The organism is Sediminitomix flava (genome assembly GCF_003149185.1).
Lineage (GTDB): Bacteria > Bacteroidota > Bacteroidia > Cytophagales > Flammeovirgaceae > Sediminitomix > Sediminitomix flava.
The window spans coordinates 308,010-328,996 of the sequence record NZ_QGDO01000001.1 but is presented as its reverse complement, the minus strand read 5'-3'; the positions used below and the strand labels follow the sequence as shown (position 1 = coordinate 328,996).

The window sequence follows — 20,987 nt, the reverse complement described above, 5'->3', positions numbered from 1 at the left end:
AGTGAGTAAGAAGACCTTTATTTTTTTATACAATCTTGCATAGGTGCTTTAGAAAAATGATATAAGAAGCATAAAAAGGTATTGATAAAGATATTTGTACCTCACCTAGTTGAAGTGATGCGTAAACATTTCGATTTATTAATAGACCTATTTATTGGTAGTAAAACAGAGCTTAGTATGGAGGAAAGGGTACTCAATAGTATATATTTCCTGTCGGTTACATGTAGTTTTGTACTTGCAATTACTTTTCAGAATTCCACCTTATCTGAGCAATTCATCTATATTCTATATATAGTTGGGGTAATTTGTTTGGTTGGCTTTTATATAAGTCGTGTAAAAGCAAAGTACCAAGCTGGGCTTTATCTGATGTTGCCTATACAAATGTGTATTACATTTTTTGATTGGAAGGAAAACGGCGGAATAAGAGGTACAATAATTCTAACTCTGGCCACTGCTGTTGTGATGAATATCCACATATTTCCGAGAAAGTTATACCGCAAAATGGCAATAGGTACATTCACTTATGTTTTCTTACTTATCTTCTTAGAGATTCAATTTCCCGAAATTATCAACTTTCCTAAAGGCCCAATTACTGCAGCCGGATTCCATTGGATTTTTATGCTTGTAATGATATTTTTCATTTCACTACTTTTCAAGGATGAAGACTTTAGGAGGAAGAAAGTTCTTATTGACAAAGAAAAAGAGTTATCGGAAGCTCTTGAACGAGAAAAAGAGCTGAATATGCTGAAGAGTAAATTTGTGTCTATGGTTTCTCATCAGTTTAAAACGCCTCTAACAGTAATTCATAGTTCAACAGAGCTTTTGCACCTGAAAGCATCTAAAACGCTAGATGATGATAGTATGCAAAAATGTAATAAGCAGTTTGAGAATGTGTTTACTTCTATAAATAACATCACTCAAATGATGGATAGGGTTTTGGCATATCATCATTTAGAATCTGGGCAAATTAACTTTTTCCCATCTAAGCAATCTCTTTCTGAACTTATCATAAAATCAGTCAAACATCATCCTTCAGCTATTCCATTTTCTCAACGAAAGATCATTTTTAATGGGGAAGAAAAATTAGTTGAATTTGACAGTTACTTTATCGTTCATTGCGTTGATAATCTGTTGTCAAATGCAATCAAATACGGTAAAAAGGGAGAATTTCCGATTGTAGAAATTTCATATGAAAATAGTTATGTGAAATTAAATATTACAGATCATGGTATCGGAATTCCTAAAGAAGATATTCCTAGACTATTTGATGCTTTTTACCGAGCCAAAAATGTAGATAACATCAAAGGTACAGGAGTTGGTCTTTCAGTCGTGAAGCAATTCGTAGAGTTGCATGGTGGTTCTATATTTGTCGTAAGTGAAGTGAAGAAGATGACAATCTTTTCGATAGTTTTACCCTATTCCCAAAATACTACAGATATTGAAAAGAAAGGTATAGAGAGAAAACCTTTAGAGGAATATAAGTAAAACTTCATTTTACCATTCCCACCCGAAACCTGTCGTAAATACATAATCTGTTTGTGAACCGCCTTCAATAGGTCTACTGTCGTAGTTTAAGCTAAGTCCGAGTCTGAAGTAGAAATCTTTGGGTAAATCATATTTTAAGTCAAAAGAAAAATCTGACCTTAATCGCCCTTGCTCTGTTAAACCTGGGTAAACAAAAAGTATAGTTTGTAATTTGATGTCTTTAATGTCAAATAGGTTTAATTCCATTCCTGCATAACCTTCCCAACTTTGCTGATCGGGGTCTGAAGTCGTGAACCGTTCTTGAACAAAAGAAATACCGATATTTATCCCCCAATAAAATGTATTCTGATGAATTAAGTATTTTCCTACTCCAAGCGAACCGATGACTCTTAATCTTAGGTTTTGTTCGTTGTTAGAAAGAAAAGTTGCATTGGCAGGAAGGTACCAATCATTAGGCAAAAACCATCGGTAATTGATATTAGAGTCAATTCTCTTCGTATCAGAAACGCTATCTTGTACGGAAACCAATGTATTGTAATAGGTGTCTATTGACCATCTTTTAGCGACATAACCAAGAGTGTTACGCGTATTAAGTTGTGTCAGATTATTGGCCTTGATGACACTTAAACTAAGGTCAATAGATGCTGAAACTCGACTCAGAATTCCCAATTCAAGTGATTTGAGGAAAACGATATCATCTATATTTTCATAGAAGATAATGCCGTATTCATCTGTAATCCGAATTCTCTTGTCGGGCATAGAAAAGAGGTAGCCAATATACCTTGTTCCATCAGAAATTGTAATTAGAAATAGAGTAGAGGAGAAAATTTGATCAATACCATCCCATTCAATTTTGAAGTCACTATCACTATAATTTGTCTTCATGACAATAACTCCATATTCCATATTTTTAAGTTCTCCAACCATCTTGTCTCCATTTTCAAAAATCAGAGAATCAGTTTGAGCCTTACAAATTGAAATTTGAATACTAAAGAATAGAAATAGAAGGAATAGTACTCTGATCATAATGAGTTAGTGGAACTTCTATTCTTAATTTATAGATTCTTCGTGACACTCTAGAATTTTCTAAATATGTTACAAAGGACTTCTATTTGGTTACAAATTAGGCTTCCTGAACGAATAGATAAAAAGGCAGATTCAATAGATTTTAGATAAAAAAAGGGTAGGAAAAAGCTCCTACCCATATATTTACAATTATGTTTGTGTTTGCTGTTAAAAACAGATGTCTACTCCAAAAGGACTTTTTCAGAATAACTTTGTGTGTCTGTGATTAATTTCATGATGTATAAACCTCTAGGAATATTATTTACATCAAGTTTCACTTCACCCGAAGCCAATCGTTGAATCTCAAGAGGAAATGCTTTTCCATCTGTAGAAAATATCATGACTTCTCTGATTTCTATTCCATCCAATTGAACTTTCACAAATGATTTCGCAGGATTAGGGTATACATTAGGTTTTACTAAACTCAAGTTTTTTACAAGCTTTGGCGTAAAAATTAAAACCTTTGATAGTGTATATTTTCCATCTAGATCGACTTGTTTTAATCTGTAATATCTTTGAGCAGAACCTTGATACTGGTATTCGTAAGCATACTCAACCAAGCTCTCACTATTTCCTTGTGCAGGAATTGAAACTAATGACTCATAATTACTACCATCAAACGAACACAGTACTTCAAAATAATCTGAATTAATTTCTGAAGCTGTAGTCCACTGGAGTTTAATGTTTTTTTCTTGTTGGTTTAGTGAGAAAGATATGAGTTGTATTGGAAGTGCTGCGTCTATAGACCCTCCAGGGTTAGTACCTCCAATAATATCACCAAGGTTAGGAATATCATCCACAGCATCATTAACCCCTCCATCTGTTAGAGGAGGGTCTGTACTTGGGTTATGTGTATCAGGTACTTGTCCATCAACTGTTCCATTGCCATTAGTTTCTCCTTCTACGAATATGTTTCCGTTATCGCCCGTTGAAATTGAACTATTACCAAGGTCATTGTTAATATCTAAATCACCACCAATGATAATGTTAATGTTTGAGCCATCATTGGTGAAGGTACCTCCAGCAATAGTACTATATATATTCACATCTCCATCAACAATTAACATAGCGTTATTAGACAGGTTTACTCCAGATGTAGCAAAAGCGCCTGATTGTGAAAAAGAACCTGTAATAATTAACGCTCCACCATTAATATTGATCTGGTTATTTGCGAATGCAGCTGTTTGTGTGAAATTTCCGTCAATAACTACAACACCTTCAATATTCCAAGTTTTAGTGCCATCTAAAGTGACATCTCCAAGGTATTTGATAAAATGACTAGATTGTACTCTATCATTAACAGTCGCAGTTTGAGGGTCTGCAGATAAACCTGTATCATTTATATTGATATTTGTATCAGGGTCTGGAGGTGTGCCAGCTGGATTCCAAGTATTATTGTCTGACCAGTCATAATTTACACCTGCTCTATCATCACTGTTATTTAGGTCAATTGATTCTGTCTGTCCAAAAGAATAAGTTATTCTTGTAAGAACAAGAATGATTGTTAGTACATAGTGAATTTTTCTCATCGAGTAATTGATTTTGCTTATAGCATAGGTAAAGAAAATTGTATATAATTTTCATTAGTACAATTATATCTAAAATTGTTCCAATTTGTTAATTTTATAAAAAACGACAAATAAAAGTCGTGTGTATTTAAATTAAAATTTGAGTGTAAGTGGATTTTGCTAAGTGATTGTTAATTTATTATTCAAGGATTGATTTATTTTACATTCATTTGCTGTTGAAAAAGTATGTGCTTGAATAAGGAATAGAAGTGCTTTCGGAGAGGGTTTTTACTCTACTTCAAAAGAATACACCCATTAGTTCTACTATTTTTTCCACTCTTATTAATGCTTTATCGGATAAATTGAAACTGTAAAAAAGTAAGGTAGAATTCTCCTTTTATAGATAGGAGGATAGCGCTATATAAACTGATAAAGCTAAATTCAACAGCATGAAAACACGATATTTTTTAGCACTATTTATAAGTTTTTTATGGAGTGTGGAGCTAAGTTATGCACAAAGTAAAAATGACTGGGAGAACCCTGAGGTGAATCAAATAAATAGATTGCCTTCTAGAGCAACTTTCTATAATTTTTCATCAATGGAAACAGCTTTGGGAGGAGATCGAGAGAAATCGGATTGGTATCAATCTTTAAATGGAGATTGGAAGTTTAATTGGGTTCCTAAACCTTTAGATAAACCCTCTGATTTTTATCAATTAGATTATCAAGATCAAGATTGGACAAATATAGAAGTACCGTCCAACTGGGAGATGAAAGGATTTGGAAGGCCTATTTATACAAATTCTACTTATCCGTTTTTTAATGATTACCCAAATATCAATCATGAAGACAACCCTGTAGGCAGTTATATCAAATATTTTGAAGTAGATGATTCGTGGTTGGATAGAGATTTAATTCTACATTTTGGTGGGGTAACTTCAGCTTTTTATGTCTGGTTAAATGGGGAGCTTGTTGGGTATAGTGAAGACAGTAGGTTAGCTGCAGAATTTGAAGTTTCTAAATACCTCAAAAAGGGGAAAAATAAATTAGCTGTACAAGTTTACAGATGGTCTGATGGAAGTTATTTGGAGGCTCAAGATCATTGGCGAATGAGTGGAATTCATAGAGAAGTGTATCTGCTTTCGACTCCGAAAGTAAGGCTAAATGATTTCTTTGTTCGTACTGATCTTGATGAAGAATTTAAAGATGCCCAATTACAAATCCGGCCAGAATTTGTGGCGAACGTAGCTGATAGGTTTATAGAAAAAGTCGGGTATTTTGGGAATAAATCTGCCACTAAATTTGATGATTGGACACTTATTACTCAGCTTTATGATGCTGAAAATAAGCCTGTCGAGTTACCTCATGAATTTAAAATCGGTAAATATTTTACGGAGTGGTATCCACAACGAGATAATGTATATTTTGGGAATTTAATCGAGTATAAAGTTCAAAATCCTAGAAAATGGTCGACTGATGATCCTTATTTGTATAAGCTAGTTTTTACTCTCAAAAATGAAAAGGGAGGGGAAGAGCAAATCGTAAGTACAAATATTGGTTTTAGGGAAATAGAATTTGATGCTAAAGGCAGACTTCTTGTCAATGGAAATATGGTGAAAATGATTGGTGTAAACCGACATGATCATCATATGGAAAATGGGAAAACATTAAGTAGGGCAGACATTGAAGAGGATGTTCGTTTGTTAAAGCAGTTCAACTTTAATGCAGTTCGTACTTCACATTATCCAAACGATCCTTACTTTTATGACCTTTGTGATCGAGAAGGACTTTATGTGATGGATGAAGCAAATTTAGAAACACATGGTTTAAGAGGAGAGCTTTCAAATCAACCAGAATGGGCTAAGTCTTTTATAGAAAGGGGGATTCGTATGGTGGAGAGAGATAAAAACCACCCGAGTATAATCATGTGGTCTTTGGGCAATGAATCTGGAATGGGACCAAATCATGCGGCAATGGCTGCTTGGATTAAAGATTTTGACCCTACTCGAAAAGTACATTATGAAGGTGCACAAGGTGTTCCAACTGCCCCAAATTATAAGCGAAAGTATTATCCTGCAAATAGCGGAAATCCGACGGACCCTTATTATGTGGATATGTTGAGTAGAATGTACTCTTCACCTTCTGAATTAGCTAACTTGATTGAAAGTACTTCCTTTGATTCACGTCCAGTTCTGTTGTGTGAGTATGCACATGCGATGGGGAATTCGGTTGGGAATATGAAAGAATATTGGGATGTGATTTATAGCTATGATCGTGCTTTAGGAGGATTTATTTGGGATTGGATTGATCAAGGAGTGGTAAAGCAAGATGAAAATGGTGTCGAGTATTTGGCTTATGGAGGTGATTTTGGGGATACGCCTAATGATGGTAGTTTTTGTATCAATGGGATTGTAGCAGCAGATCGAACACCAAAACCTGCGCTGTTTGAATGTAAAAAAGTAAATCAACCTGTTGTTATTAGAACTAAGAATATTTTAGAGGGAAGCTTTGAAATCTATAATAGACATCATGCTAAAGACCTTTCTTCTTACCAAATTAAATGGACATTATTAGAAGATGGAAAAGCTATTGACTCTGGTGAAGTAGCAAGACTTTCTACAAAACCATATGAAACAGAATCATTTGAAATAAAATTTAAAAAGCCTAGAGCGAAGGCAGGCAAAGAGTATGCTTTACGAATTGAAGGCTTTACCACAGAAGATTATTTTTGGGCTGAAAAAGGGCATTCTGTCTTTTATGAGCAATTCGAATTGCCAATGGAGCAGGAGAATAATAGAATCGTAAAATTGAAAGGAAGTGTTCAAGTGAATGATACAGCAGATTCTTATGAAGTAAGCAATACTTCATTTAAAGCCTCTTTTTCAAAAGAGACAGGATTCTTGACATCTTATGAATTGGATGGAAAAGAACTGATTTTAAGTCCTCTAAAACCAAACTTTTGGCGAGCAGAAACTGAGAATGATAGAGCTTACAGAAGAGCTTACAGAAGAGCTTTGAAGTTAAAGGGTGAACGAAAGTGGCTAAATGCAGTTGAAGATTTCAAGCTTCAAGGTATAAATCTTGAAAAGTCATCAGATCAAACTTTTGTAACGATAACCACAGATGGAGTCATAGAAACTTTGGCTACTAAGCTACAGCTTGTTTATAAAGTATATTCAAATGGGTGGGTGAAAGTGGATTATCAGGTTCAAGTAGCTGATGGACAGCCTAATCTGCCCAAAATAGGGGTGAGCTTGGATATTTCAGATGAATATGAACAATTGAGTTATTATGGAAAAGGTCCTTTTGAGAATTATGCTGATAGAAATTATGGCGCTGAACTTGGATTTTATACCTCAAAAGTTTCTGAATTAGATTATATGTACATCAAACCACAGGAGTATGGAAATCGTACAGATACTCGTTGGTTTAGGTTAGAAAATAAGGCTGGGAAAGGTCTACTTATAAAAGGGGAGGAAGCGCTGAATTTTAGTATTTCTCCATATGACCTAAATAATTTAGAAAGCTCAAATCATACGAATGAGTTGAAAATCAGAGATCAATTAACATTGGATATTGATCATCTTCAAATGGGTGTCGGTGGAGATGATAGCTGGTCAAGAAAAGCTCAAGCACACGAAGAGTTCTTGATTAAAGCTGGAAATTATCAGTATTCTTTCTATTTCATTCCTTATTCAAAAGCAAAAGACGTTCAAAATCCTTCTGCCTTGAAATTATTATAATGTGTTACTCACTCTTCGGTTTAGTGGATTCGGCAATTCACGTAACCGAGGAGTATTTTTTTATAGATCGTAAACAGCCTAAACCATAAAAAAATGAAATATAAAATCATACTTATTTCTTTGAGTCTTTTCCTGTTGAACGGTATTTCCGTTGCTCAAAATTTAACGATACCGCCTAAAAACTATGTAGATTCTGTAGATGTAAAACAAGCTATTGAAAGAGCGAATGATAAATACCCACTCTCGGATCAGAGAAATCATGGGAAGTGGAAGTTTCTCCAAAAGTTTTCAGATGAATTTGATGGGAAAGAAATCAACGAAAACTTATGGCATCCAAATAATCCAAAGTGGAAAGGTCGTCAACCTACTTACTTTCATGGTTCTAATGTGAGTTTGGAAGGTGGAGAAGCTGTGTTTCGTGTAAATAAACACGGTGATGATGCTCTTCCCGAGGGCTATACACATACATCGGGATTTATAAAAAGTAAGAACAAATTTTTGTATGGTTATTTTGAAGCTGAAATGAAATTGATGGATGCACCTTGGGTTTCAGGTTTTTGGATGACAAATGTCTCAAAAGATTGGTGGACTGAAATAGATATTTGTGAAAATGCGCCAGGCGTAACATATAATAGAAATGACTTGAATTCAAATATTCATGTGTTCAAAGCCCCAAAAGATAAAGGAGATGTAAAAAAGCATTTTTCAAGAACAAAGAAGTTTTTTATTCCAACTGAGCTTCAAAACGATTATCACGTTTGGGGATTGGAGTGGACAGCAGAGTACATTCGTTTTTATATAGATGGTATTCTTTTTAGAGAAGCAGAAAATACGCATTGGCATCAGCCTTTAGAAATCAATTTCAATAATGAATCTAATAAATGGTTTGGCGCACTTCCCGATGATGAGCGTTTAGATGGAGAATTCCACGTTAAATATTTTCGAGTTTGGGAAGCAAAATAATAGCTATGTTCTTCTTTTTTTAATCTAAACAATAGATAGCAGTATATTTGAAGGTATAATACCCCACAAAGAAACTCTTAGGCTTAGCTCTTTGTAACCTTTTGGAAAAACATTCTTTTTGAAATTAGAATTTAAAGTGAAATGAGTCAGAAAATAGAGAATGCAAAAGGTTTGTACTTAGAAGGTATTCGGGATGGAAACGCACGAGAGGCTGTAACTAAATACACTGGAGATCGATACACGCAGCATAGTACTGGAGTCGCTGATGGAGTAGAAGGCTTTGTGGCTTTTTTTGAACCTTTTATCGAGAGAAATAAGAATAGAGATATTCAGATTGTCCGCTCTTTTGAGGATGGCGAATATGTTTTTACGCATGCTTACCAAAATATTGATAATGGAAAAGCACAATGGGTAACTGCTGATATATTCCATACCGATTCGAATGACAAAATCATCGAACATTGGGATGTTATTCAAGCTTTTGAGAAAGAAACTGCTTCGGGGCGAACTATGGTGGATGGTCCTACCGAAATAGTAGATTTAGATAAGACGAATACAAATAAAGCTTTAGTTAAAAAGTTCTTAGAAGAAGTATTAGTTAAAGGGAAGGGGGAGAAACTAACAGACTTTATTTCAACGGAAAAGTATTACCAACATAGTCCAACTGTGGGTGATGGTGTTGAGGGGCTTGTTGCACATATCAAGGATTTTCAGAAAAAGGGAATTAAAGCAAGTTACGAAAAAGTGCACAAGCTCATAGGGCAAGGAAATTTTGTAGTAAGTCTTTCACATGCAAGATTGAATGAAAAAGACTTTGCATATATTGATATTTTCAGACTTGAAGATGGCTTGATCGTTGAACACTGGGATGTACAAGAGGAAATTCTTCCTAAAGAACAATGGGGAAATTCGGGTAAATTCTAGTAGCTTTTATTTAAGCTGAATGATTACGGAATAGAACTAAGAAAATATTATTTCAAGCAGTTCTATCCCGTAATTACATTTTATACTATTGAATTAAAAGCTTAGTATTTGAGTTTGTATTTAAACCTCTAATGTTTAAGATATACATACCGTTAGTCATATTTGAAACATCTAAGCGGAATGTTGTATTGAAATTTATATTCTGAGAAAGAACAGCCTTCCCGTTAAGGTCTGCCAATGTAAGTACATATTCTCCATTTGAAAGCCCTGAAATATTTATAAAATCTTCAGAGGGGTTTGGCGAAACAAGAATTCTCGGGCTTTGTAGCTCGATAGTTTGAGTCTCTGCCTTTCGAGAAGCCCCAGTTTTTGTGAGAGTTACTTTATCTAAGTTCCATTGCCAAGCAGCTGTTCCTGCAGTTAATTTGATAAGATGATTACCCGCGGTGAAATATGCTGTACTACTTGCTGTGGCATTGCTATAATTGCCCCAACTACCAGTGTTTTGTAAAGTTGTATTAAAAGAATAAACTCCAGATACATCAAAGTTAACAGATGTATTACTGTTTGGTGTTGCATAACGGTAGGTGACTTCATAAGCACCTTCTTGAGGAATATTTACGAGATATTCCATCCAATCGCCACCATTTACAAAGTTGATAATAGATCCAGCAATATTAGCTCCATAAGGTACTGTCCCATCGTTGAATGTGCCACCTGTTGCATTGAAATTTTCAGCTTCAATGACAACTTCTGAATTCCCACCGCCATTATTCGGGACAGGTTTATATGCTCTAATCCAATCCACTTTCATCTCATTTTTTGATAAGCTATTTAAATCTGCATCAGAAGGTGTTTGACCACTGCTAACTAACCAACTCTGCGATTCAACATTTACAATGATGTCCATTGCTTTGTTAAAACCTGTTCCATTTTGATAATTCCCTGGATCAATCACATTGATACCATTTGAAGCATTGCTCGCTGCTTGAAGTGTAGAAAAAGAGTAATTGGAGCCTGTAGCATAAGTTGTAACATCAGAGTATCCATTGGTGTTTGTTGGGGTACCGCCTATGTTCGTACCATATTGATCTTGTGTACCTGCAGGATGAATTGCATTGTAATAAGTGTACTCCCAAGTACCGTTCATATTAGTAGCTATTGCATTGTTATACAAAACTCTCACTAAGTTTCCATCAATGTAGTACTCAAAGTGATTTGGAGATATCCAATAAACACCCAAACGAAAAAATCTTCTGTTTCCATTGTTCCAACACCAATCACCCCAACCATAATTGCTACTTACTCTTCCGTCAGGCCACCAGCTATTCCAATCTCGTGGCTGATAATCATGGAATGGTTTTCTTATAAATGAATGATGAGAAATATGGGTGAATTGTTTGAAGAAGTTTACATCTCCATAATTTTCGATGATGTCAATTTCTTGCGTATCATCTGGGCTTAAGAGCCAGAAGCAAGAAGCAAGTGCAATATTGGCAACACTCAAGCTCGTTTCTACATATACGGGGTAAGAAACTTTATTATTTGAAGTGATACAGCCCGAGTTGACACCACCATTTGTTTTGCCCATTTTATAGCTTTCAGTAGCTCCAGGGTATGGGTATTGCGGGTTTGGTTGATTACTCTTGTTGAAACGTGATGCTTTTAATACTAAATTTCCATTTTTCACTGATACATGATTGTACTTCCAGTAGGTTGTACCTGGCCCATCCCATTGATTGTGGTAGAAGTTATACCACATATTGTTTGGTCCAAAATTAGTTTTACTGTTGGATGCATTAAACGTGTAATTGAAGTCATCTGAAACATTACTTTGGAGTTGCCATACATTTCCATTTCCAGCGTTGGCAGGGATAGAGATATTAGCCCAATCTTGAGCCGAACTTGTGAATCCGATCAGGAAACAAACAAGTCCTAAGAGTAAACTTTTTTTCATAAAAAAAAATAGTTGATTGTGTTTAAATGTGGCTATACCAGTCTTAAGTAAAAGTTTATGACCGATACAGCAGTTTGGATTTTATTTGATATGAATTCTAATTGATATTATTCATGTGTTGAATTGAAATGAATTTGGCTAAGTGAAATCTGACATCCTAAAATTCATACTAGACAAAAACTTGACAGGAGGTGTCTATAAAAAATCTAGTATTATTTGTGAATATTACAGTTAAAAAGTGATTACACTTGTACTAAACAATAGGTGTGAAATCCTACAGTGATAGATGAAGATGTGTGTATTTAGTTGTTCATTTCATATGAGTTGAAAGCGCTGTTTATGATATGATAAAGTGGGTTTCTAATTGGGTTGTACATTTCATTTTTGGAATAGACAATCTTGAAACATTGCCTTTTCATTTTTGTACAAGTTGTCTTAGATGAAGAGATTTTTACCTAAAAAGTGAATTTTCAAGGTGAATTATGTCTAAAAGATTTCAAAGTATAATTCAGTTTAAAAGACATTTTAATTGTTCAATTTTGAATAATAAGGAAAGGCAATCAGCCCCATTTATGCCCAACGAAGAATTATTTTTTGGCTGAAGAATAGAATAAGTATATTAAGTTTTAATGCATACATTTTTTCAAGTTCTAATATTTTTAAGTATGAAAATTCTATCCATTTTATTTATACCCCTCTTTTTATTTTCATGTAATTCTCAAGATGAAGTTGTTCAAAAGGCTGAAGTTGTTGAAGATATAACACCAGAGGTTTTAGAGTCAGATAGTTATTTCACCGTTAAGAGTGAATTTAGAGGGAATGATATTGTAAAAAGAATATATGATGAGGCTGTTGAAAAGGATGTAAAGCTCAGAAGTTTACAAGAAAGTTTGGATACCATCAAGGATTTTGAAGATGATAAGTTGGGAGCTTATCGCAAGTATATTTCTCAGAATAAATCGTATTGGAGAACTGTAGAGCGGTATACCGCCCAATTAAGAGATTCTGTTCTTCAAAAAGAAATTGAAAGCTATTTCATAAAAGAAATAGAAGCTTATGAAGCTGATATAGCTTCTTTAAAAAATACAGAGGAGGAAATAGAAGGCAGAGCACAAAGACTTAAGGATCAAGAAATCTTATTGAAGTTAATGGTTTCCTTGAGTATGATTAAAAATTATCAAGAGCATAAAAAACCTGATTTGGAGCCTTTGAATGAAGTGAAAAATACCTATGATACCTTAATCAATGGTATAGGAGCCTACACTTATTTAAATCAGTAATTAAGTTGTGAAAAGTAAAAAGCTTCTTCACTTTCATAGATACTATTTTTGAAAGTGAAGAAGCTTTTTTATTTGTTCTAAAGCCTAGTTTATCAAACTATTAAAGTAGATCAAGGTATCTTCAATATGTTCTTGCCAGTATTTCCATTCATGACCACCCTCAAATTCTTGGTAAGAATGTTCGATGTTAGATTGCTCCAAATCGGTATGTAACTTACGGTTAAAATCTATCAATTCATCGGTAGTGCCACAATCGAAACGGAAGGGGGGAAGCTGTTCTTTATTTTGGAGCATGGCTGTAAAAACATCTTCATCTATTCTTTCTTTCTGCTTATATAAGTCTAAAGATTCTTCAACGAATAGTTTCATTTGCTCTATTTCTGTAATAGAACTATGTCCCGAAATTCCACTGTATTGTTTGGCGTATTTAGCACCAACTCTCAAGGCTCCAAATCCACCCATAGATAAACCAGAAATAAACAACTTAGATTGTTCTGATACTTGAGGGATATTTTCTTTCACTGCAGTTGGTACATCTTCAGCTATCCATTTCTCAAAATTATGATGATTGTGAGCAGTATATGCAGAGCCATCTCCCCAAAGGCCGTCAGAAGCCATAGCTAAAACCATTGGTCTGATTTTTCCTTGCTCAATCAACCGTTTGGCTGTTTTGTGTGCTCCGCCTTTAAATGCCCAAATCCATGCACTTCCGTATACACCGTGCAGTAAAGTGACAATTGGTAAATCTTTTAGATTTTCTCCATCTGGCACAAATACACAGATATCACCTCTACCATTCAGATGTGGGGTTTTTACGGTAATGAAACGGAGGTTATCCATTTCATAAACGGCATCTGACAGTTCAGTTGTTCTAAATTTAGATTCTTTCATTAGTCAAATACAATTACACCTTTTGCGTTCTTTCCTGCTAGCATATCATCGAAAGCTTGCTGTAAATTTTCTAAAGGATAAGTTCTCGTAATCATTTCATCTAACATTAAATCTCCTTTATCATAAAGGTTGACTAGTTTCGGGAAATCAACTTCTGGGCGGCATTTTCCATAAAGTGGATTGATATAAATTTTATCCCATTCAAAAAGTCTCATATCAATCGTGATTTCTTCTTCAATACCACTGACTTGAACTGCCGTTCCGGCATTACGAATCATGGCTAAAGGAGCTGCTCCGAGCGCAGGAATTGCAGTACATTCAAAGGCATAATCGGCACCTCTTCCGTCAGTCATTTCTTTTACTTGTTCTGCAGCGTTTGTCAGTCCTTTATCATTTTTATCTGCCAAAATGGTGTGTGTAGCCCCAAACTGTTGAGCCATTTCTAATCTTTCTGGATTGATATCAATGGCAATGATTTTTGAAGCACCCGAAATTCTAGCTCCTTGAATCACGTTCAGACCTACACCTCCTGTACCTAAAACTACAGCCGAACTTCCTGCAGTTAGTTTCGCGGAGTTTGTCACAGAACCATAGCCTGTCATCACTCCACAACTAATGATACTCGCAGAAGGCATAGGCATTTCTTTTTCCATTTTTACGCAAGCCGATGCTTTTACTAATGTATATTCCGAAAGTGTCCCGATATTGAATGATCTTTCAATGGCTTTATTATTCAGCTTTGTTCCTTCCAAATGAGCATGCCCCGGCGTATGTCCATTGCCACCAGCAACCACAGGAGAGTTGTTTTCACAGATATGCTGATTTCCATCTTGACACTGGTAACATTTCATGCATGGAGTAGCCCAGTTCAAGATCACCGAGTCCCCTTCTTTTACATTGGTCACTTCACTTCCTACCTTCTCAACAACTCCAGCGCCTTCATGACCAAGTACAATTGGTTTTCCCCAAGAAAGAGAATCGTGGTCTGTATGACATAAACCAGCAGCTTTTATTTTTACTAAAACTTCATCCGCTTTAGGTTCTGATACTTCTATATTTTCAATGGTAAATCCTCCTTGTCCGTTTCCGATAGCAGCTTTGACAATCATGCTCATAGTTCTTACTTGTTGATACCTTACTCAAATTTTTATATTAAAGTATGCCTACTTTTCCTCTTGTTTGAATAAAACAGAGGAGTGAGGTTTACTTTAATTCAATTCTGTCTTGATAAAGTCTATCCTGACATTTTACAAAAGAGCATGCTTTTTATTTTAGAGACTTCCTGTATTTTGATGGAAAAATTAATTATTATGTCATAGAATTATATTTTATCTCCATTAACAAAAATAAATACATTATTTTTTGAGCTATGAAAGCATATTTAGAGAAGGTAGTCACCTCAGATGAGTCAAATATCAGAGCTTTTCATTATTCTGAAAATAGCTTCGAAACTCCTTGGCATGTTCATCCTGAGTTTGAGTTGACTTATGTGTTGAATAGTCACGGTGTTCGCTATGTCGGAAATAATATCTCAGAATATGAGCCACTAGAATTAGTGCTCTTAGGCTCTAATCTGCCACATTGTTGGAAGAAAGATATTGCATCGGAAGAGCGAGCGGAATCTTTGGTGATTCAGTGGTCGCAAGAGTTGATGGATGGCGTGAAGCATTTTAAGGAAATCCAATTTCTGATGAAGAATATCAATAGAGGTATTCTTTTTAAAAATGCGGACTTGTATCAAGTACGAGAGCGAATGGAGGCGATTATAGAGGCGCATGGTTTTGAGCGTATGCTTAAGTTTTTGGACTTACTAAAACTCCTTTCAACAGTGGAGGTCGAAGAGGTATTGGCAGGGGCTTCTTATGCTTATGATTTTTCTTCGGAAACGAATAGTAGAATAGAGATGGTGCAAAACTTTGTTGCCATGCATTACCCTAGAAAAATAAAACTTGCTGAGATAGCTGAACAATTGAATATGACAGAACAGTCTTTTTCCCGATTTTTCAGTAAAGCAATGCAGCGTCCTTTCTTTGTATATCTAAATGAGTATAGAGTAAATAGAGCAAGCCGTTTATTATTAGAAACAGATATGCAAGTTGCAGAGATTGGTTATCAGTGTGGTTATGAGAGTTTACCGTTCTTTTATCAACAGTTTAAGAAATTTAAAAATTACTCACCACTTGGTTTTAGAAAGATGTATAGAAATATGGTTCAGTAAACTGTTTTGACCTTATTTATGCTGAAAATGAAATAAAAGTTCTGATTTATGTCGTTTATTTTTCTGTTAATTAACAAATGAAGATAAAATACATAATTAATGGATTAAAATAGAGAAAGATTGCCTCAATAAATCTGCTGTACTTTGTCACTGTAGTATCATCTGAAAAACGAATGGGATTTGAAACGAACCATTGCATTGAAGGTGATTTTTTGAATTAGAATTCTCCATTCTTCAAGATTTGGAGAGTTAATCTTTGAACAGTGATAAAGAAAGAGCAATGAAAAAGAGTGAATTCCCAGATCCATTTAAAGAGGCAAGAGAGTCAAAAGGCTTTGGTGAAATGGATGATCAGAACGATCCTGTAACCATGTTATTGCGTTTGAAGGATGTACGTAAGAGTGCACATAATTGGAAAACCTTTCAGTCTGGCGCTACTCCTGGAAGGATTGTGGTTCCTTCTGAAGTAAATATTCGTGATACTCGCCAAATTCCTTTTGAGGTAGATCCGCCATTACACGGAGATTATAGATCATTGGTAGAACCTTGGTTTAAGCGACCTTTGGACCCCGCATATCAAGGAAAACTTTGCAAAATCATCAATGATATTGTAGATGAAGTATTAGAAAAAGATACGATTGAAGTTGTAAGTGAATTCTCATTAAAGCTACAATCTAGAGCACTGACTTTACTTCTAAATATTCCTTATGAAGAATCTGAAACTTGGATCAATTGGGGAACACATGTATTCAGAAGTGACGATTCAGCATTAGACGGAGACAAAGCATCGATTCTTTACGACTATATAGATGACCAAATAGAAAAAGCCATTGAAAACCCTGGAGAAGACTTGTATTCGATGCTACTAGCTTCAGAAGTTAACGGTAAAAAGTTGACAAAAGAAGAAATAAAAGGTGTCATGATTTTGACTTTTGCAGGAGGTAGAGATACCGTGATAAATGCCGTTACAAATTCAATCTCATACTTTGCGGAGCATCCTGAGTCTTTGAGAAGACTACAGGCAGAACCAGAAATCAGAGGAAAAGCAGTAGAAGAGCTGATCCGTTATTTTGCTCCACTTACGCATATGGGAAGGGTGGTGACAGAAGATACAACCGTTTGTGAACATGCCATCAAAAATGATTCGAGAATCTCATTGTGTTGGGCATCAGCAAACAGAGACGAAAAGGTTTTTGAGAATCCGAACGAAGTGGTATTGGATCGTAAAATAAATCCTCATATCAGTTTTGGTTTTAGCCATCACAATTGTTTGGGAGCAACACATGCTCGTCAGATTATGAACATTTTACTTGCTACGTTAGCTGAAAAAGTAAAATCAATTGATATTCTGGAAGCAGAAGAAAACATAGAGGAATGGGGCGAATTCAGACGTAAAGTCGGTTTCGAACAAATCAAAGTAAAATTCAACGCAAACTAATTTACAACTAAGAACACTATGGCAAAGATCACATTTATCACAAGTGAAAATGAATCAATCACGGTAGAAAGTAATTCGGGTTCTGTAATGGAACTTGCAGTACAACACAATGTAAAAGGAATTGATGGCGATTGTGGAGGCGTATGTTCTTGTGCAACTTGTCATGTACATGTAGCCCCAGAGCATTTTGAGAAAGTTGGAGAAGCCAGTGAGATTGAGAAAGACATGCTCGAACTAGACGATAATGTATCAGATTATAGCCGTTTGTGCTGTCAGATGGAAGTTTCTGAAGCATTAGATGGAGCTGTTTTTCATGTAGCTAAATAGTATAAACTTTTTAAGACTTAAACATTCAAACTTATGTCAGAAAATATCCCTAACAATCCGTGTTGTGTGGTCATTGGAGCGAGTCATGCAGGTGTCAACCTTGCTTTTTCTTTGAGAAAAGAAGGTTGGGAAGGTCAAATTATTCTTATTGATTCGGATTCAACTATTCCGTATCACAGGCCGCCTTTATCCAAAGCATATTTGACTAGCGATGATGGTATTGAGAAAAATCAATTGAAATCTTGGGAAAGCTATAAGCAAGAAAATATTGATTTGAAGTTAGGGATTTCTGTCACTTCTATAGATAGAGAAAATAAAAAGATTACACTTTCAGATAGTTCAGAGCAGTCTTATGATCAATTGGTGATTGCAACTGGCGCAAGCCCTATTATTCCTAGAATTGAAGGTATTGAAAAGGCTAAAAATCTATTTCCTTTACGTTCTGCTAAAGATGTTTCTGATATAAAAACTGCATTTAAAGAGAGTGAGCAAAAGCGTGTATTGATCATTGGAGGTGGCTATATTGGTTTGGAAACGGCTGCTTCACTCAAGAAAATGGGTGGAATGGTTTCAGTTTTGGAAAGAGAAGATAGAGTTTTGGCAAGAGTAGCCACAGCTCCAATTTCTACTTTCTTCCAATCTTATCATAAAGAAAAAGGCGTAGAAATATTCTGTGAAAAGAATGTTGTTTCTATCCGTACTGACGAAAATCAAAATGTGGTAACCTGTGCTGATGGTTCTACATTTGAGGCTGATATCATTATTGTAGGAGTGGGTGTGAGTGTAAATGCTGAATTGGCAGAAAAGGCAGGGCTTGAGCTCGAAAATGGAATTAAAGTCAATGCTTTTACCCAAACAAATGATGAAAACATTTATGCAATCGGAGATTGTAGCTTTCATCATAATCCTCATTACGATCGTTCACACAGATTGGAATCGGTACAAAATGCCGTAGATCAAGCAAAGGTCGCTGCAAAAAATATCTGCGGAATTCCTACCAACTATGAAAGTATACCATGGTTTTGGTCAGATCAGTTTGAGGTGAAATTACAAATGATAGGTTTGTTTGAGGGGCTAACAGAATCTGTTGTTCGAAAAGAAGCAGACAATCCATTGAAGTTTTCGGTTTGGCATTTCAAAGGAGATGAACTACTAGCTGTAGATGCGATCAATAATCCGAAAGCTTATGTCATAGGCACAAAGTTTATCAAAGAAAGAACGCTTGTGGATAAGGAGAAATTGAGCGATCCCTTAACGGAGTTGAAGCCTAAAAATTTAATTTTAGAAGAAGTGATTTAACCTAAATACTATATCAGCTAAAAAGCCATTCAAATCTTAATTTGAATGGCTTTTATATTTTTTACTGAGATTCAGAATAGATTATTCTACCTCAGCTTTTTTTTTCTCAATAGGAAGCTCTTTTGCTTCACCCCACTCCAAATCGAAATCTTTCCAGTATTTAGTAACTGTTTCTTTCATGTCTTTACGAAGTAGCAGAATACCGAATAAGTTAGGAATTGTCATTAGCGCAATTGTAATTCCAGAAAGTGTCCAGATGATTGTTGTATCTGTAAATGCAGCAAGGAAGAACCCTAAAACATACACAATTCTGAAATAGATTACTCCTTTTGCACCTACCAAATAAGTAATGGCACGGTCACCATAATAAGACCAAGCAATAGCAGTAGAGAATGCAAACAATAACAATCCAATAGAAATAATATATTGACCATAATCTCCTAAGAAGCTTCTTTTAAATGCTTCTGTAGTTAATGGGGAGCTATGCATTAAAGATTTCCCTCTGATGGTTACTTTTTCTGGGAATTTAATTTTTCCTGCATTAACATTCAATGTACCACTGAAGAGGTTTCCTTCTTGGAAAACTTTGATGTCTTCAGCTAAAGAACGAGCGTGTAATAATGAAACAGAATTTGTAATGATTCCTTCTCTAACATTCAAGTTTCCTGTGTAAACAGGTTGTTTTTCATTTCCATCTAAGTGAATAGAAAGTTTTTGAATGTCTTCAGCGTTTGTTTCATCATACTTTTGTGTAAGTACAATTAGATCTGTTTTTTGGAATTTATTTTCAATTTTCTCATTCCAAACTCCAGAAGAAAGAAGGGTGATACCTGTAAGTGTACAAATTAATACTGTATCAATAAATGGTTCTAGGATAGCTACCATACCTTCTGAAACAGGTTCGTGAGCTTTAGCCGCTGCGTGAGCTATTGGTGCAGAACCTTGACCAGCTTCATTTGAGAATAAACCTCTGTTTACACCTCTAGTAAATGCCAATGCAACAGAACCACCAAGGAAACCTCCTGTAGCTGCTGAACCAGAGAATACATCTGAGAAGATTGCTACAATAGACGGAATTACATTTTCGATATTGAAGAAGATAACAGCAAATGCACCAATCAAGTAAACCACAGCCATCAATGGTACTAACTTCTCTGTTACATTTGCAATACGTTTAATACCTCCAATAATTACAAAACCAAGTAAAACGGCCAAAAGACCACCAGTCAATTTTGGGTCTAATCCGAATGTAGCCTCAATAGATGAAGCAATACTATTACTTTGAGGAAGGTTACCTGTACCAAATGCAGAGAGAACTGTTGCACCAGCAAAGATAGCCGCTAGCCATTTCATGTTCAGTTTATTCTTCATGTAGTACATTGGACCACCAGCTATAGAACCATCTTCTGCTTTTTCACGGTATTTGTGAGAGAGCGTTACCTCAACAAATTTAGTCGTCATACCTAAAACAGCTGTGATGATCATCCAGAATAAGGCTGCTGGACCACCAACATGAATTGCTAAAGCAACACCTGCAATATTACCTGTACCTACTGTTCCTGAAAGCGCTGTTGTCAGTGCCTGAAAATGTGAAGTATCTCCTTCATCTCCATCCTTGTCGTATTTCCCTCTTACAATACGGAAAGCATGGCGGAAAAATCTGAATTGAGGAAACTTCAAATATAAGGTAAAGAACAGTCCAGTACCCAATAGGAAGAAAACGAACCATTCACCACTGATATAGCCGTTTAAGGTGTTCAATATCGCATTTAACTCTTCTAAAGAGTATTCAGATAATCTAAATATTCGCATTAGTTTCAGTTTTTGAAGTTCAAATGTTTAAAAAAATGGATATATCTGTACCCAACAGAGAATTAATCTATAGCTTT

Annotated in this window: 15 protein-coding genes; 9 read left to right on the top strand and 6 right to left on the bottom strand. The window is 35.4% G+C overall.

The window, feature by feature from the left end; translation table 11 throughout:
* The first annotated feature begins 117 nt into the window (after window positions 1-117).
* Window positions 118-1,485, top strand: a complete 1,368-nt coding sequence (locus BC781_RS01205; RefSeq protein ID WP_109615424.1) for a sensor histidine kinase — start codon at window positions 118-120, stop codon at window positions 1,483-1,485.
* 9 nt (window positions 1,486-1,494) lie between these two features.
* On the opposite strand, the gene BC781_RS01200 is transcribed toward BC781_RS01205, so the two are convergent.
* Window positions 1,495-2,511: a DUF481 domain-containing protein gene (locus tag BC781_RS01200; RefSeq protein WP_245935559.1), complete on the bottom strand. Its 1,017-nt coding sequence runs from the start codon at window positions 2,509-2,511 to the stop codon at window positions 1,495-1,497.
* Window positions 2,512-2,732: 221 nt separating this feature from the next.
* The gene (locus tag BC781_RS01195) at window positions 2,733-4,079 is read right to left on the bottom strand and encodes a T9SS type A sorting domain-containing protein (protein WP_109615422.1); all 1,347 of its coding nucleotides are present in this window, start codon (window positions 4,077-4,079) and stop codon (window positions 2,733-2,735) included.
* A 428-nt stretch (window positions 4,080-4,507) separates the two neighbouring features.
* Between BC781_RS01195 and BC781_RS01190 the strand changes: the two genes are divergently transcribed.
* The 3 genes from BC781_RS01190 to BC781_RS01180 all read left to right on the top strand — a co-directional run bounded on the left by BC781_RS01190 (window position 4,508) and on the right by BC781_RS01180 (window position 9,688).
* Window positions 4,508-7,801 carry a glycoside hydrolase family 2 TIM barrel-domain containing protein gene (locus BC781_RS01190; protein ID WP_109615421.1) on the top strand — a complete coding sequence of 1,098 codons (3,294 nt, stop codon included), beginning with the start codon at window positions 4,508-4,510 and terminating at the stop codon, window positions 7,799-7,801.
* A 93-nt stretch (window positions 7,802-7,894) separates the two neighbouring features.
* The gene (locus BC781_RS01185; protein ID WP_109615420.1) at window positions 7,895-8,764 is read left to right on the top strand and encodes a family 16 glycosylhydrolase; all 870 of its coding nucleotides are present in this window, start codon (window positions 7,895-7,897) and stop codon (window positions 8,762-8,764) included.
* Window positions 8,765-8,905: 141 nt separating this feature from the next.
* Complete coding sequence (locus tag BC781_RS01180; protein ID WP_109615419.1) at window positions 8,906-9,688, top strand: nuclear transport factor 2 family protein; 783 nt, start codon at window positions 8,906-8,908, stop codon at window positions 9,686-9,688.
* 85 nt (window positions 9,689-9,773) lie between these two features.
* Here the strand turns inward: BC781_RS01180 and BC781_RS25450 are convergent, their stop codons facing one another.
* Window positions 9,774-11,645 carry a T9SS type A sorting domain-containing protein gene (locus BC781_RS25450; RefSeq protein ID WP_158281362.1) on the bottom strand — a complete coding sequence of 624 codons (1,872 nt, stop codon included), beginning with the start codon at window positions 11,643-11,645 and terminating at the stop codon, window positions 9,774-9,776.
* A 665-nt stretch (window positions 11,646-12,310) separates the two neighbouring features.
* On the opposite strand from BC781_RS25450, the gene BC781_RS01170 reads away from it, so the two are divergent.
* Window positions 12,311-12,925 (top strand): hypothetical protein, encoded by a 615-nt coding sequence (locus BC781_RS01170; RefSeq protein WP_146201591.1) that lies wholly within the window; start codon window positions 12,311-12,313, stop codon window positions 12,923-12,925.
* 84 nt (window positions 12,926-13,009) lie between these two features.
* Here BC781_RS01170 and BC781_RS01165 read toward each other — a convergent pair whose 3' ends face one another.
* Complete coding sequence (locus BC781_RS01165) at window positions 13,010-13,816, bottom strand: alpha/beta hydrolase (protein WP_109615417.1); 807 nt, start codon at window positions 13,814-13,816, stop codon at window positions 13,010-13,012.
* Window positions 13,816-14,925, bottom strand: a complete 1,110-nt coding sequence (locus BC781_RS01160; protein ID WP_211323684.1) for a Zn-dependent alcohol dehydrogenase — start codon at window positions 14,923-14,925, stop codon at window positions 13,816-13,818. The genes BC781_RS01165 and BC781_RS01160 overlap by 1 nt, the downstream gene beginning before the upstream one ends.
* A gap of 260 nt (window positions 14,926-15,185) precedes the next feature.
* On the opposite strand from BC781_RS01160, the gene BC781_RS01155 reads away from it, so the two are divergent.
* From BC781_RS01155 to BC781_RS01140, 4 genes are all read left to right on the top strand, one after another.
* Entirely contained in the window at window positions 15,186-16,034 is an 849-nt protein-coding gene (locus tag BC781_RS01155; RefSeq protein WP_109615415.1) for an AraC family transcriptional regulator, read from the top strand.
* A gap of 280 nt (window positions 16,035-16,314) precedes the next feature.
* Window positions 16,315-17,472 (top strand): cytochrome P450, encoded by a 1,158-nt coding sequence (locus BC781_RS01150; RefSeq protein ID WP_109615414.1) that lies wholly within the window; start codon window positions 16,315-16,317, stop codon window positions 17,470-17,472.
* 18 nt (window positions 17,473-17,490) lie between these two features.
* Window positions 17,491-17,799, top strand: a complete 309-nt coding sequence (locus BC781_RS01145) for a 2Fe-2S iron-sulfur cluster-binding protein (protein ID WP_109615413.1) — start codon at window positions 17,491-17,493, stop codon at window positions 17,797-17,799.
* A 33-nt stretch (window positions 17,800-17,832) separates the two neighbouring features.
* The gene (locus BC781_RS01140; protein WP_109615412.1) at window positions 17,833-19,098 is read left to right on the top strand and encodes an NAD(P)/FAD-dependent oxidoreductase; all 1,266 of its coding nucleotides are present in this window, start codon (window positions 17,833-17,835) and stop codon (window positions 19,096-19,098) included.
* A gap of 81 nt (window positions 19,099-19,179) precedes the next feature.
* On the opposite strand, the gene BC781_RS01135 is transcribed toward BC781_RS01140, so the two are convergent.
* Complete coding sequence (locus BC781_RS01135; protein WP_109615411.1) at window positions 19,180-20,910, bottom strand: alanine/glycine:cation symporter family protein; 1,731 nt, start codon at window positions 20,908-20,910, stop codon at window positions 19,180-19,182.
* Between the last annotated feature and the right edge of the window lie 77 nt (window positions 20,911-20,987).

Bases quoted from the DNA above. Each gene is read 5' to 3' on its own strand.
- BC781_RS01195 (WP_109615422.1), bottom strand. From the start codon at position 4,079: ATGAGAAAAATTCACTATGTACTAACAATCATTCTTGTTCTTACAAGA.
- BC781_RS01135 (WP_109615411.1), bottom strand. From the start codon at position 20,910: ATGCGAATATTTAGATTATCTGAATACTCTTTAGAAGAGTTAAATGCG.
- BC781_RS01165 (WP_109615417.1), bottom strand. From the start codon at position 13,816: ATGAAAGAATCTAAATTTAGAACAACTGAACTGTCAGATGCCGTTTAT.
- BC781_RS01140 (WP_109615412.1), top strand. From the start codon at position 17,833: ATGTCAGAAAATATCCCTAACAATCCGTGTTGTGTGGTCATTGGAGCG.
- BC781_RS01200 (WP_245935559.1), bottom strand. From the start codon at position 2,511: ATGATCAGAGTACTATTCCTTCTATTTCTATTCTTTAGTATTCAAATT.
- BC781_RS25450 (WP_158281362.1), bottom strand. From the start codon at position 11,645: ATGAAAAAAAGTTTACTCTTAGGACTTGTTTGTTTCCTGATCGGATTC.
- BC781_RS01145 (WP_109615413.1), top strand. From the start codon at position 17,491: ATGGCAAAGATCACATTTATCACAAGTGAAAATGAATCAATCACGGTA.
- BC781_RS01155 (WP_109615415.1), top strand. From the start codon at position 15,186: ATGAAAGCATATTTAGAGAAGGTAGTCACCTCAGATGAGTCAAATATC.
- BC781_RS01190 (WP_109615421.1), top strand. From the start codon at position 4,508: ATGAAAACACGATATTTTTTAGCACTATTTATAAGTTTTTTATGGAGT.
- BC781_RS01160 (WP_211323684.1), bottom strand. From the start codon at position 14,925: ATGATTGTCAAAGCTGCTATCGGAAACGGACAAGGAGGATTTACCATT.
- BC781_RS01150 (WP_109615414.1), top strand. From the start codon at position 16,315: ATGAAAAAGAGTGAATTCCCAGATCCATTTAAAGAGGCAAGAGAGTCA.
- BC781_RS01170 (WP_146201591.1), top strand. From the start codon at position 12,311: ATGAAAATTCTATCCATTTTATTTATACCCCTCTTTTTATTTTCATGT.
- BC781_RS01180 (WP_109615419.1), top strand. From the start codon at position 8,906: ATGAGTCAGAAAATAGAGAATGCAAAAGGTTTGTACTTAGAAGGTATT.
- BC781_RS01205 (WP_109615424.1), top strand. From the start codon at position 118: ATGCGTAAACATTTCGATTTATTAATAGACCTATTTATTGGTAGTAAA.
- BC781_RS01185 (WP_109615420.1), top strand. From the start codon at position 7,895: ATGAAATATAAAATCATACTTATTTCTTTGAGTCTTTTCCTGTTGAAC.